Source organism: Cryobacterium sp. TMT1-3 (assembly GCF_004402315.1).
In the GTDB taxonomy this organism is placed as follows: domain Bacteria; phylum Actinomycetota; class Actinomycetes; order Actinomycetales; family Microbacteriaceae; genus Cryobacterium; species Cryobacterium luteum.
The window spans coordinates 157919-171138 of record NZ_SOFW01000039.1; the positions used below are offsets into that span (position 1 = coordinate 157919).

General features: G+C 60.7%; 11 protein-coding genes. 10 read left to right on the forward strand and 1 reads right to left on the reverse strand.

The features are described 5' to 3' along the window. Positions 1–361 precede the first annotated feature (361 nt). The 10 genes from E3O25_RS14370 (at position 362) to E3O25_RS14415 (ending at position 10831) form a co-directional block, all read left to right on the forward strand. A complete protein-coding gene (locus tag E3O25_RS14370; protein ID WP_241988610.1) occupies positions 362–619 on the forward strand; it encodes a helix-turn-helix domain-containing protein in 258 nt (85 codons plus the stop codon). A 6-nt stretch (positions 620–625) separates the two neighbouring features. Continuing rightward, a complete protein-coding gene (locus E3O25_RS14375) occupies positions 626–1813 on the forward strand; it encodes a tyrosine-type recombinase/integrase (protein WP_134361476.1) in 1188 nt (395 codons plus the stop codon). A gap of 277 nt (positions 1814–2090) precedes the next feature. Beyond that, the gene (locus E3O25_RS14380) at positions 2091–2585 is read left to right on the forward strand and encodes a DUF1801 domain-containing protein (RefSeq protein ID WP_134361477.1); all 495 of its coding nucleotides are present in this window, start codon (positions 2091–2093) and stop codon (positions 2583–2585) included. Between the two features lie 355 nt (positions 2586–2940). Next, positions 2941–4164 carry an ABC-three component system protein gene (locus E3O25_RS14385; protein WP_134361478.1) on the forward strand — a complete coding sequence of 408 codons (1224 nt, stop codon included), beginning with the start codon at positions 2941–2943 and terminating at the stop codon, positions 4162–4164. Then, positions 4161–4649: a three component ABC system middle component gene (locus tag E3O25_RS17955; protein WP_134361479.1), complete on the forward strand. Its 489-nt coding sequence runs from the start codon at positions 4161–4163 to the stop codon at positions 4647–4649. Before E3O25_RS14385 ends, E3O25_RS17955 begins: the two co-directional genes overlap by 4 nt. Beyond that, complete coding sequence (locus E3O25_RS14395; RefSeq protein WP_134361480.1) at positions 4646–6601, forward strand: DUF3732 domain-containing protein; 1956 nt, start codon at positions 4646–4648, stop codon at positions 6599–6601. Before E3O25_RS17955 ends, E3O25_RS14395 begins: the two co-directional genes overlap by 4 nt. A gap of 1228 nt (positions 6602–7829) precedes the next feature. Then, on the forward strand, positions 7830–8876 hold the full coding sequence (locus tag E3O25_RS14400) for a helix-turn-helix domain-containing protein (RefSeq protein ID WP_134361481.1): 1047 nt from the start codon (positions 7830–7832) through the stop codon (positions 8874–8876). After that, on the forward strand, positions 8873–9637 hold the full coding sequence (locus tag E3O25_RS14405) for a hypothetical protein (RefSeq protein ID WP_134361482.1): 765 nt from the start codon (positions 8873–8875) through the stop codon (positions 9635–9637). The genes E3O25_RS14400 and E3O25_RS14405 overlap by 4 nt, the downstream gene beginning before the upstream one ends. Positions 9638–9795: 158 nt before the next feature. Beyond that, positions 9796–10263: a hypothetical protein gene (locus E3O25_RS14410; protein ID WP_241984066.1), complete on the forward strand. Its 468-nt coding sequence runs from the start codon at positions 9796–9798 to the stop codon at positions 10261–10263. A 100-nt stretch (positions 10264–10363) separates the two neighbouring features. After that, entirely contained in the window at positions 10364–10831 is a 468-nt protein-coding gene (locus E3O25_RS14415) for an SRPBCC family protein (protein WP_134361483.1), read from the forward strand. Between the two features lie 110 nt (positions 10832–10941). Here the strand turns inward: E3O25_RS14415 and E3O25_RS14420 are convergent, their stop codons facing one another. After that, positions 10942–12843 carry an ABC transporter ATP-binding protein gene (locus E3O25_RS14420; protein ID WP_092111487.1) on the reverse strand — a complete coding sequence of 634 codons (1902 nt, stop codon included), beginning with the start codon at positions 12841–12843 and terminating at the stop codon, positions 10942–10944. Positions 12844–13220: the final 377 nt, after the last annotated feature.

Here is a 13220-nt window from a genome sequence, read left to right on the forward strand (position 1 = left end):
ATAGCACCATGGCCAGCAACCACTGCCCTGCAGGTCGAGGCTTTTACAGCAACTGCAGAACCCCCGTTCGTCGCTGTCAGGCGAAGAAACAGAAGTAGAGGAAAAAGTGTCCTAGGGCGGAGGAAAATGCTTTTGACAGACGCCTGAGTTCCGTGCCCTGACGGGTTTCGCGAACAGCCCACCAAAAGTCCCGGAAACTCAAGGGTTTCCGGGACTTTTTAGGTTGAAGATTTGATTAAGTCATCACTAGGTCATCACTTTGCGCGTTTTAGAGACGGTGATTCGGCTGTGTCGTGCGAGTCGACGACGTCGGTTTCGGTACGTCCCGATCGTTCGGGATCGTCGTGCGCACCTTCTGGGCATGAGTATCCACGACGACAAGCTGACCTCCCCTCCCACCGACGGCTGGGGGCTCGAGCCTCTGATGGACGTTGCCGAGCTGGCGGCCTATTTGGGCATCCCCATCTCCACGGTCTACGACTGGCGGGTGCACGGCAAAGGGCCCACGGCCTACCGTTTCGGCAAGCATCTGAAGTTCGCGATCTCCGACGTGCGAGCCTGGATCGCCCAGCAGCGCGAGCCCTCCCCCAGCGAGCCCAGGCGCACCGATCGGCGGTGAGCTGAAATGGCCCGGCAGAGGCTCACGATCGGCACCTTCGGCGACATCAACACCCGCCAGACACCGACCGGCCGGTACGCGGCGCGAACCCGATACCGGGACTGGGATGGCCACGCGCGCCTCGTGCAAGCCACCGGCACCACAGCTAACGCCGCCGAGCGGGCGCTGAAGACCAAGCTCGCCAATCGGGACCTGTTTCAACCCGCCGACACGAGCCTGTCACCGGACAGCCTGTTCAAAGACCTGGTGACGTACTGGCTGGAAGACATCGACCTGGAGGATCGGATCTCCCGGACCACCCGCAACCTGTACGAGCGCAATATGCGCACCCTGGTCTCACCGAGCTTCGACAACCTGGCGTTGCGGGAGATCGGCGTGGCCCGGTGCGACAAATACATCAAGCAGCTCGGGAAGCTCTCCTACAGCCGGGCCAAACAGGCTCGGGTCGTGTTGCGGCTGGCCTTGGAACTGGCGGTGCGGCACGAGGTACTCCCCCGCAACCCGATGCACCACGTCGCCCGCCTCCACCGAGAGCCGCACGTGCCCAATGCCCTCACCGCCCCAGAGGTGAACGCCATCCGTGCCGCGATCGCGCACTGGGAGAGCGCCGTCAACCATATCTCTGGCCCCAAACCCGATGGCCAGCTCGGCGCGATCATCGAGGTGATGCTCGGCACCTCGGCCCGGATCGGTGAGGTTCTCGCCATCCGACGCCGGGACATCGACATCACCAGTGCCGTGCCCTCCATTCGCCTGGCCGGAACCATCGTCAGTCGCAACGGCGAACTGACCTTCCGGCAAGACCATCCCAAAACCGCGAAGTCCACGCGTGTTGTGGCACTGCCCACATTCACCGCCGACGCCGTGCGCCGGCGGCTCGCCAAATTCGGGAGTCTGGGCCTAGATGGGCTGCTGTTTCAGTCCCGCGACGGCACTCCGTTGACGACCGCAAACGTGCGTCGTCAGTTGCGACAGGTGCTTGAGGGAGCGGGCATCAACGGAGTGACACCGCACATGTTTCGCCGCACGGTCGCCACCGCGGTTAACACCAACGCCAGCATCGAACTTGCCGCGGAGCTGCTCGGCCACACGGACACGAGGATCACGGTGCAGCATTACATCCAACGCAGCGAGCTGGTGAACCCGGCCACCGCCGCGCTTCTCGACCGCGCGTTTGCGAAAGATGAGGAGTGAACACGGTGCTGCCACGGTGGCAGCACCGTCCAATCTGGGGTTTTTTTCAAGTCAGGCCATAGGCTGCCCGACCCCCGCCGCACTTCTCGACCGGAGCTTGGCAAGAGTTGCGGTGGTGCCACGGTGGCACCGCCGTCTGATCTGGACTTTTTGTTGAATCCCGTGTTCACGTTCGTTCCGGTACCGAGGGTGCCGACTAGAACTATCCTCAGTGATACACCGAATTTTGAGCATGCGCAATCGTCTTTTGGCGACGCTGAAGGAATAGCATCTCGCCATGGACAGCAGCGAGAGCGGCAAGAGCGAAGTTCAAAAGCCGGCCAAAGGCATTGCGGTGTCTGGCGATGCGTCGTGGACATTGCCGGAAGCTATGACTGGGCGCGCGAGCCCCGCCAAAGCGGCCGTCGGCGATAAGCCCGTCTTCGCCTACATCGCCAGCCTTCCGCAGCCGCAGCGCGGCATTATCGAAGCAATCGACGCACTCGCCGCCAAAACACTGCCCAACCTTCAGCGCTCTGTGAAGTGGGGCATGGCGTACTACGGAGTAGGCGACGGGTGGTGCTTCAGCTGCGGCGGCTTCGCCGGCCACATCAAGCTCATGTTCATCAACGGCACGGCACTCGAGCCGGTACCGCCGGTGACACCGGTAGGGATGGGCAAGTCGACGCGGGGTGTGGAGCTCGAGTCCCTGGGCGACCTCGACGAAGGCCAGATCGCGGCATGGATGACACAAGTCGTGTCCGTGCCGGGGATCGGGGGCAAGAAACGCTAGGCCCCGGGGCGCCGTCGAGGCATGCAGTGGCCTGAGCGCGTGTAAACGAGTCGAATCTCCTAGGAAGACATTTGCCACGGCTTCGCGGCTGCGTCCATCGCGACACCCACCAGTTTCTGGCCCCACGACTGGGGTGGGCACCAATTGTCCAGCGGTCCATTTCGATGTTGGCCTGTCAGTAAAGTCAGTTGAGAACCGTCGAGATAGTTGGCGGGGCTGAGCCACCGGGGCAGGGTCGCGAACTGTGGGTATTGTCCGCACCCGAGCCCATCGAGGAGCAAAAAATGGGGAATCGGATGAGTGGCCTTCTTAGCGAGAGTCCGTCCCCGCCCAAGCTTCAGAATGGATCGTCGCGGTGACCGATCCCCTGAAAGACAAGTACTCGGCGGGTGAGCAAGGGCTTGGATATATTTACCAACCCCGCTTCGCGCTGCTCAGGCTCTTCGAACTGTCTGAATCTACAGAACTTCTCATTGAGAAAGACGACGATCTCGACTTCATTCATGAGACCGGTGCTAAAGCGCTAGCCTCGCTGAAGCACAAAGCTGAAGGCGACCGTCTGACGGATCTTTCCACCGACTTCTGGAAGTCGGTCCGGATTTGGGTAACGAGGTACAAAAGAGATGGCTGCCTAGAGGCGAACCTGACTTTTTTTCTCTTCACGACGGCCAAGGTATCGGCGACATCATTTCTGCGTGTATTCGTCAGCAGGCCGGAAAGAACTGACGCCGACGATGCGCAAACCGCCGAGGACGCTCTAGGAGTTCTAGCGAAGTCGAATTCGAAACTGGGCGCCGAGATTAGGACTGAAATTAGCCCTCTTGACGAGACGGAACGGAGGGACTTTTTCTCCAGAATCGTGATCGTCGATTCGGCTCCGCGCATATCTGACATCCCCCAGAAAATCATGGATGTCCACATGCGGAGCATTCAAAGAAGATTCCGACCGGCTATTTTCGAACGCCTTGAAGGTTGGTGGAACGATTTGACGGTTGACTTACTTGCGGGGCGTCGATCGGAGGCCGTCTCAGGCTACGAACTTTCTGACAAGCTTTCAACTCTGGCAGGTGAGTACACATCCGAGAATTTACCGATACATTTCGCGGGGATGTTCCCTGTTGGCGAGATCGACGCGACCACGGACGGTCGGCAGTTCGTGGTCCAGTTGCGCGAAATTGGCGTTCAGTCCGATCGGATTCGGAATGCGATTCTCGACTACTACCGTGCATTCGAACAGCGGTCCGTCTGGGCAAGAGAAAATGTGCTTGTAGCAGGAGAAATGGAACGTTTCGAGGACCGACTTGTGGACGAATGGAGCAGGTATCGCGACGTGGTTTTCGAGGAACTCGACGAAGATAGTGCGCATCCAACACTTCTGGCAGCAGGCCGAGCACTCTACCGGTGGGCCGATCTAGAAAGCGGAAATCTGGCCACTTTGCGCATCAGGGAGCGAGTGACTGAACCTTACATAGTCCGAGGCGGTTTTCACATGCTGGCGAATGCCCGGCCGACCCCGAGAATATATTGGCACCCACTGTTTCTCGAGCTCGTGGGCAAAGCCTTGGCGGAGAGCAAATGAAGCCCTGGGCTGAGCGGCCACTCGAGATCAGGAATTTGTTCAACCCAGCGTTTTGCGGACTCGTCTTGCACAGAGCCTTGAAGGGATTTGAGGAAGTTGATTCGAGGGGTATGCCGTTTTCTCTATCCCTTCTTGTGCTGCCCCTGAGCCTTCACCGGGATACTCGGGAGACGCTCGCACTGAATCCAAAGACCCACCTGCTCACCACGATTGAAGCGAATCCACAGATACTTGTTGATTTCGATAGGCGCGTGCGTGACCTCCTGCCGTTCGTCCATGAAGCCTTTGGCCTTCTGGCACAGCAAGGCTGTCTATCGGTCTCACCTAGCGGGGAATTGCGCACCGTGAAGAGGAAGCTACGGAGCCAAGTCACCGGCACGACGGAATCAGTTTCTTGCCAGCGAATTGCAAGGAACATTGGACGGGAATTCGCTCGAATCGGCGACAGAGCCACCGTGTATACAACGCTAGGAATTCGCCCATGAGAATCAAATCACTTCACATCTACAGCCACGACGGCCGTCGGCGAGACCTCAGTTTCACCTCTGGCCTGAATGTAATTACAGGGCGTTCATCGACCGGCAAATCTGCACTATCCGAGATCATCGAATACTGCATGGGAAATTCGGAATTTAAGGTTCCTGAGGGAGTGATCAGAGACAAGGTCGCTTGGTTTGCAGTGATTTTCAAGTTCACTGACGAAGAGGTCTTGATCGCCAAGCAGACACCAGTAGGCGAGGCTCAAAGCTCCAGCTCTGCCATGGCGCGGAGAGGCAAGGAAGTCGCCGTTCCCAACTTTGCCGAACTGAGTGCCAATACCGAGGACGGAGCGGTCACTTCGCTTCTCTCTAGGCTCCTAGGGATACCCGAAAACCGTACTGACGTTCCCGTGGGAAATAGCCGTCCAAGCTACGCGGCAAATATCAAACACACGCTCTACTACCTGTTCCAAAAACAAGGCCTGGTCGCTAACAAGGATCAACTCTTTTATCGTCAGAACGAACCGTACATTCCGCAGAGCATTCGAGACACTCTTCCAATTTTGTTAGGGATTGACTCCGCAGATCGATACTCGCTTGAGTCAAAGCTCCGTGTAGCAAAACGGGATCTGGCGCTGTCTCAGAAACGGCTTGACCTGATACAAGGCTCGAGTACTGAATCTCGCCTTACGGCCATCAGCTTGTATTCCGAGGCGGAGGCCGTCGGCATTTTGAATGCGGGCGACGTCGATGTGGATCGGATCGAAACGCTACGCGGGCTCGAACATTGGGGCCCTGAGACGACGCTGGTTTCGAGCGACGGCGGAAGCCGTGCTTCAGAGCTCGCGACCGAAATTGAGCATTTACGAAAGCGTAGGCGCGAGCTGCAATACAAGCTAGATGCTGTTCGAAAATATTCGAGTAAGGCCGGGGGGTTCGAGAACGAAGCCGCGGAGCAACGAGATCGGCTCTCATCCATCAATGCGTTCCCTAGAAACCCCAAGACGGGCGAGTGGCAATGGCCCTTTGCTCAACAGAACCTTGGGATGAGTGAACCGATTGCGACGGCACTCCTGGCCGAACTCGAATCGCTGGATCGAGAGATGGAAGATGTGCTGGGGGAAAAGCCGAAACTCGACGCCTTCCTGGCGGGCCTTAATGACCAAGTGCGCCGCACGTTTGAAGAGATTCAGGGAAAGGAAGCGGAGCTTTCCGCGTTGGTGGAGACGGACGAACGGATGGCCGCTATGCGTACTCGCGATATCGCCGCGGCCAGGGTTGTTGGGCGGGTGAGCTTGTTCCTCGAAAACCTGGTTTCCGAGAGCGAAGTCTCCGACGCGGAGGACGCGAACCGAAAGCTTAGGAACCGAGTCGACAGACTCATGAAGCAAATTGGGCGGGACGATCGTGACGATGCACTTGCTTCAATCTTGAATATTATTGCCTCGGATGTCTCCCGCTACATCGACGTGTTGGAAGCAGAATTTCGCGGGATTCCAGCGCGACTCGATCTCAAAAAGCTGTCAGTAGTCATCGATCGGCCCGGGCGTCCAGTCTTCATGGATCGTAGTGGCGGAGGCGAAAACCACTTGGCGTACCATTTGGCCGCGATTTTGGCTCTCCATCTTTACGCGTCGAAGAACGGCTGCCCGATTCCTTCCTTTCTGCTCATCGATCAGCCGACTCAGGTGTACTTCCCCTCGGAGGAACGGTACAAGGATGCTGACGGCTCAGTTGAGCGGACTGAGGCCGACGCAGACCTCATGGCAGTGCGACGGCTATTCAAGTTACTTTCACGGTTCGTTCAAGTGGAGAATCCCGGATTCCAGCTTATTGTGACCGAGCACGCCAACCTTAAAGACGATTGGTTCCAGGCCGCGCTGGTCGAGCAGCCGTGGGCAAAACCTCCTGCTCTAGTCCCGGAGGACTGGCCAGACTCCGAGCTGCTGCACCCTTAAGGCGGGCGTCGGACTCATCCGTCCTCGGTTCAACCAAGTGACAAGAGCCGTCGGGAATGCCGAGGCGTGATGAATGGGCTCCAGTAATTGCCGGTCTCGCCGAGCACGATCTTGTGACCTGGTTCGCTGAAACGGAATCAGTAGAGGCTGCGATCGGGTGGGAGCTGTATATTCAAGGCCTTAGTTGGCACATGATGCGTAGGTTCCTCCCGTTATCCGGTTAGAGCCATAAAGCGGACCGCAAGGGGGACTGGGTGACAGACCTCGTCGATGCCGAACGAAGGGCGAAGGCCGGTATCTAAAGTCGGCGCATGTACCGGGGATAGTGAACAGTGGCGGATCCTTCTGAAATGCGTCGTCCGAAGCGCCCACTGGTTCTTTGTTGCCGACTTGCGAGTTCGCCGTTTTCTCCGTTTCGTGCACTCTCAAAGATTCGCATTCCCGGCACGGACGAAGAACCTGTCCCAGAGCTCGACGTCGTCCAAAACGGTGGCGCTGCGTCCGAAGGCAGCCACGATCAACCACCGACTTGCCGCAGCCTTGAAAGTGGCTCCAATCGCTGAAACTCCTTGCCTAGGACGCGGTACCCGAGCGATCGCGTCGGACTCTGAATTCGAGTTGCCACGCCTCTTGCAGATCGAGGGCCCGGCTGTTTCGTCGGTGACGAAACGGTGCAGCCTTGCGCTCCTGCTGCGTATGAGCGACCTGCGGAAATCCACCTTCCGACGAACGATCTCGACCCAGTGCGTCCGGTGTGGCGCGGTGCTGCCGCCGGCCGCGGGCACCGGACGACCGCGCGTCTTTTGTGGGCCTGGCTGCCGCAAAGCAGCGTACGACGACAGACGGGCTCGAAAACCGGAGGCATTTCACGTGCGGATTGTCGACCGTACTGTCGTGGAGACGGTCGAGATGATTCGGACCATCGATGAAGGGCACGACATCACCGAGTGCGTCCGACAGGTCTGCGGATCACCCCGGGCGATTGCGAACGTCCTCCTCGCTCTGACTGGCTTGGTCCGGTCGGACACACTGCTGCTGGACAACAAATGGGCTCCCGCACTGCGTCTGATCGTCGACTTGAGCCGCGCCCTTCAGAATGCTGCTGAGCGCGCAAGCCGGCGCCGTGGACGCTGAGATCGTCGCGGGACTGGACCACGGAAAGATCGAGACTCCGGCTCGCGGCATACTGCTCGATTCTATCTAGAGAAAACTCGCACTAGTAGTTATAGTGAAACAACTCACTAAAAGGAATATGGGGATCACGGTGCCGGCTTCTGCGATTACTGAGTCTGACGTAGTTGACGTGCTCATCGCGGCGGGTTTCGACGTGTCCGTGCGTTCAAACGAGCGTCGGGGCGTTGTCCTTTTCGTGAGCCGCGACGGCGAAACCGCTGCAGTGCAAGTGAAGGTGCGGCAAAAGACGATCTACGAATGGGACGCCCTGCATTTGCTGGAGAATGCCCACGAGCGTGTCTTAGTCGTCGTGCCCGTCGCAAGTCGCGGCCTCATCGACGCTGCAAAACGCGATCGGAGGTTGGGCGTTGTATCGCTCAGGGATCGACTCCTTGTCTGGGACCGCGAGGAGATTCAGTCGCCAGACGCGATCCTGAAGGCACATGCGTCAGAGGCTGTGCCTGGCCGTCGACGCAACCCGTGGGGTCGCTGGGCAATCATGCGTGCCTACATCCTCGACGGGGAGCCTCGATCCCAAGTCGAACTGGCGAAAGAAACCGGCGTGACGCAGTCTGCGGTGTCCAAGTCAAACAAAGCGCTCGATGGCCTTGTTGTGAGATCAGCTTCTGGTTGGAGGGCGACAGATCGCTTAGCGCTCTGGGATAGGTTCATGGCTGAGTACGTGGGCCCTGGAGGAATCACAACACACTGGTACGGGCTGGATGCTGTCGCTGACCAGTCGCATGCGGTTGTGGCCGCTGGCGCATCCGCTGGAGTCCAAGTTTTGGTCTCCGGAGATTCCGCAGCTGACCAGTTGGCGCCGTGGCGGGTGCCTGCACATGCTGTCATCTACGCCTCGTCGGGGATCGCCCTGAGCAAGCTTGGCTTCGCGCAGACCACAGATGCGCGTGCCACGCTCACGTTTACCGTACCGGCCGACCAAACGATTTGGGCAACCGCAGCCTCGTGTTCGCAACGAACCAACGCGCCGACCGTCGATCCGGTCATTGCGGCGTGGGATGTCAGGCGGACGGGTGGCCCGGACGCGGATGAGGCTGTTCAACGGATCCGCGATTTGGTGCTGGCACGAGGTGGATCTTGACGATCCGACGCTCGGTGGAGACGGTCGCGACCTCGAATGCCGACGATGCCGCCTACCAGGCGTTAGAAGACGTGGTCCGCATCACCGCGCACCTCGAGGATGTCCGTGTCGTCGGCGGCCACATGGCCAGCTTGCTGCTGACCGCATTCCCCGTCGCGGGAGCCATCATCCGGCGTACGGCCGACGCGGACGCGGCCATATCAACCACGATTGCCGCCTCTGGGCAGATCCACCGTGCGCTGACGGCCGCGGGATACGTTGCTGCGAGCGGCAACCACTATGCCAAGGGACCCCTCGCGATCGACCTGCTCGTGCCGTCCGGCACGAATGAGTTTGTGAAGGTAGAACACGGAGGACGCGGCTTCGACGCCGCTCCTGGCCTCATGCGTGCTTTCGCGATGGAGCCCATCATTCTCGATGTCGGCGTCATGCTCACCGATGGGAGCCGCCACGACTCCGTAGTCCGCGTTCCATCGGTCGAGATCGCGGTCAGCCTGAAGGCCTACGCCACCACCTCACGAGCAGCACCGAAGGACCTCACGGACCTCTACAACCTGCTGAGCGTCGCGAACTCGTACGACGAGGACCGAATCGGCGCTTGGACGCTGAACGGCCACCTCCAGGGCACCCGACTCGACTCTGGCCGAATCCTCCACAACATCGCGGACAGCGCTCAGACGAGTGCGCTGATACGCGAGGCGGGAATTCCGCAGGAGCGACTCGCCGCCCTGATCCGGAAGCTCGTCACAGATCCGCGCTAGCAGCCGACAGAGGTTCGCGGGCTTGTCCATTTGTGGAGGTGCGCACGCGCAAGCACTTCCATGGCTACGGTTGTAACGAGCACAGTGATTGAGAGCGCGTGATGACGTACAGCGTAATTCGAGTTCGCGCGACGCCTGGTGCCTCGCGCTCAGGGCACATGGGTAACGTGCTCGTGGTTGCTGGTATCGCGGTGGCCGCGTGGATCTCTTTCGGCCGCCACCTCTTCGGGATCGGTGGCGACCTCACCATCATCTACGCGGCGACGCTGGGTGTGACTTTTGCCGCCTTGCTGGTGTTCACGGGGCTCGCGGTACGACGCACGGCACGTCGAGGGTTCGAAACTCGCGCGATAACATACGTGTTTTTCCTTGCATCAAGCGGTATCGGACTCTTGCTGGGACTCACGCTTCCAGATTCAACACCTCGCGGTTTGCAGACAATCATCAGCGGATCCACACAGCCTGCGTTGGATATCGCTATTGGTATCGCGAACCCCCTGGGCGTTATCGGAATCGCGACCGCGATCATTGCGCTCGTGCTTTCGATTCGCGATTCGCGCGGGCGAATTACGCTTGTTGAGTCTTGGGGCGACGAGGATGACGGCGCCCTTGTCGACCCCGCGTAGCGGCAATACGTTGCATCGACGCCGCTCCTGAAAGACCCACGTGCAGCGCGTCAGGCCGGAAACACCGTCTAAGAGACAGCCCCCACCTAGGCTGAGCAGTATGACGGTCGAACAGGTTGAGCAAGGGCCTCGCCAAATCGCGCGCACTGTTGAGGTGCCGGCTTCGGCCGAAGACATCTTCGCGTTGGTGGCTGATCCGCACCGTCACGGTGAGCTGGACGGCTCGGGCACCGTCGGCGGTACGGTGTCGGGACCGCGGCGGCTCACCCAGGGCGCAAAATTCTCGGTAGCGATGAAGCAGTTCGGCTTCCCGTATCGCATCACCAGCACGGTGACGCGCATCGAGGACGGTCGGCTTGTAGAGTGGCGTCACCCCGCGGGACACCGGTGGCGCTGGGAACTCACGCCGCTCACGCCCACGTCTACGCGCGTTACTGAGACGTTTGACTACAGCACCGTCCCAGCCGTTCAGGGAAAGGTCTACGAGCTGCTCGGCTTTCCTCGGCAGAACGCAGCCGGCATCGAAGCCACCCTTCGCCAACTCGCGTCGCGCTCCGCCGGCGCTTGACGTGAGGCCACCGGGCCGGAGTCGGTTACGCGGCCGTGATTACCAGCGCCACCGACTCGTCGGTCGTCCGGCTCAGGCGCCGGACCGCATGGTGGCGAAGTGCTCAGTGACTAGATCTCGCTTAGCGCTTCCGCATCCGCCGCAACATTCTTCTGCACGGCGAACTGGGTCCGGTGCAATTCCTCGTACCGCCCACCCACAGCCAGCAGTTCCTCGTGCGTACCGCGCTCCACGATCGAGCCGTCCTCAACCACGAGGATCAGGTCCGCGCTGCGGATGGTGGAGAGGCGGTGTGCGATCACCATCGCCGTCCGTCCCTTGAGCGCTTCGCTGAGCGCCGCCTGCACGGCGGCCTCAGACGTCGAGTCCAGCGCCGCCGTCGCCTCGTCGAGGATGACGACGCGCGGCTGGGCGAGCAGGAGCCTCGCGATGGTCATCCGCTGGCGCTCACCCCCGGACAATCGGTAGCCACGCTCGCCCACCATGGTGTCCAGCTGGTCGGGCAGGGACCGGATGAGCGGCTCGAGCCGCGCACGGCGGACGGCGTCCCACACCTCGTCGTCGGACGCTTCCGGCCTCGCGAGGCGCAGATTGGAGAGGATGGTCTCGTGGAACAGGTGGCCGTCCTGCGTCACCATGCCCAGGGTGTGCCGCATGGAGACGAAAGTGACATCGCGGACATCCGTCCCCGCGAGGCGCACGGCGCCGCTGTCGACGTCGTACAGGCGCGAGAGGAGCTGCGCAATCGTGGATTTGCCGGCACCGGACGAACCAACGAGGGCAACGGTCTGACCCGGCTCGATCCTGAAGGACACGCCGTGCAGCACCTCCTCACCGCCGCGGGTGTCCAATGTGGAAACCTCCTCGAGAGACGCGAGAGATACCTTGTCCGCGGACGGGTAGGCGAAGCGCACGTTGTCGAACTCGACGGACACCGGGCCTTCAGTCACGGCGACGGCGTCGGGCTTCTCCTTGATGAGCGGGTCAAGGTCGAGCACCTCGAAGACGCGCTCGAAGCTGACCACCGCGCTCATGATCTCCACCCGTGCGTTTGCGAGGCCGGTGAGCGGCGCGTAAAGGCGGGTGAGGAGGAGCGCCAGGGTGACCACGTCACCGGTGTTCAGCTGGCCGGCTAGTGCGAGGAAGCCGCCGAGCCCATACACGAGCGCGAGGGCGAGAGCGGAGACGAGCATCAGTGCGGTGTAGAAGACGAACTGCAGCATCGCGGTGCGCACCCCGATGTCGCGGACACGGGCGGCGCGGACGCGGAACTCCTCGGCCTCCTCGTCGGGCCGGCCGAACAGCTTGACGAGGGTGGCGCCGGGCGCTGAGAAGCGCTCGGTCATCTGCGTGCTCATGGCGGAATTGTGGTCGGCGGCCTCGCGGCGGAGCGCGGCGAGGCGGCCTCCCATGCGGCGGGCGGGTACCAGGAAGATGGGGAGCATGATCACGGCGAGAACCGTCACGAGCCAGGACGTGCTGAGCATGACGATCAGGGTGAGGATCAGCGCCACGACGTTCGTGACCACGCCGGACAGCGTGCCGCTGAAGGCCTGCTGAGCGCCGATCACATCGTTGTTGAGCCGGCTCACGAGGGCGCCCGTTCGTGTGCGGGTGAAGAACGCGATCGGCATCTTCTGCACGTGGTTGAAGACGGCGGTGCGGAGGTCGAGGATCACGCCTTCACCGATCCGCGCCGAGTACCAGCGCGTCACGAGTGACACGGCGGCGTCGGCCACGGCCACGAGCGCGATGACGACGGCGAGCCACACAATCGTGGTGACCGCGCCCTGGGCGACGATGACGTCGACCACCTGGCCGGCGAGTACCGGCGTCGCGACCGCGAGGAAAGCTCCCACGGTGGAGAGGGTGATGAAGATCAGCAGCTTAGACCGGTAGGGCACCGCGAACGTCATGATCCGCCTCACGGACTCACGGGAGAAGCCGCGTTTGCTGTCCCTAGCGCTCGACATCTTGTGCAGCGAGCTCCAGGCCGCGCCTTCCATGCTCATGGTGGTTCCTTTCGCTCGAACAAGTTTAGATGGCGAGTTGCCCGAGCTCCGTGTTCTCCCCAGTGGCGGCGAACCGGGGCTTCTTTCATGAAACGGCTCGGCCGGCAACGAGCGCGTGGGCGGGGTTTGCAACTTGGCTGCCGAGGCGATGCGCGGTGCGCCGGTCAGCGTCATGGACCGCGTCAGGGCCGCGGTCATTCCCCGACTGTGCGCCCGCCAAAAACGATTCATGAGGTCATCATTTACTCATCACATTCATCACTAAATGACCCAAAATGATGACTTAGAATTGGAGGCAGCGAACCGCCCGGTTCCCTGTAAACACGAGGGAATCCGCGGGTTCTCGGGAACTTTCGGCAATGACAGAATTTAGGCTA

Excerpts from the sequence above, each read along its gene's own strand:
- E3O25_RS14370 (WP_241988610.1), top strand. The coding sequence starts at position 362 with ATGAGTATCCACGACGACAAGCTGACCTCCCCTCCCACCGACGGCTGG.
- E3O25_RS14380 (WP_134361477.1), top strand. The coding sequence starts at position 2,091 with ATGGACAGCAGCGAGAGCGGCAAGAGCGAAGTTCAAAAGCCGGCCAAA.
- E3O25_RS14410 (WP_241984066.1), top strand. The coding sequence starts at position 9,796 with ATGGGTAACGTGCTCGTGGTTGCTGGTATCGCGGTGGCCGCGTGGATC.
- E3O25_RS14395 (WP_134361480.1), top strand. The coding sequence starts at position 4,646 with ATGAGAATCAAATCACTTCACATCTACAGCCACGACGGCCGTCGGCGA.
- E3O25_RS14420 (WP_092111487.1), bottom strand. The coding sequence starts at position 12,843 with ATGAGCATGGAAGGCGCGGCCTGGAGCTCGCTGCACAAGATGTCGAGC.
- E3O25_RS17955 (WP_134361479.1), top strand. The coding sequence starts at position 4,161 with ATGAAGCCCTGGGCTGAGCGGCCACTCGAGATCAGGAATTTGTTCAAC.
- E3O25_RS14375 (WP_134361476.1), top strand. The coding sequence starts at position 626 with ATGGCCCGGCAGAGGCTCACGATCGGCACCTTCGGCGACATCAACACC.
- E3O25_RS14415 (WP_134361483.1), top strand. The coding sequence starts at position 10,364 with ATGACGGTCGAACAGGTTGAGCAAGGGCCTCGCCAAATCGCGCGCACT.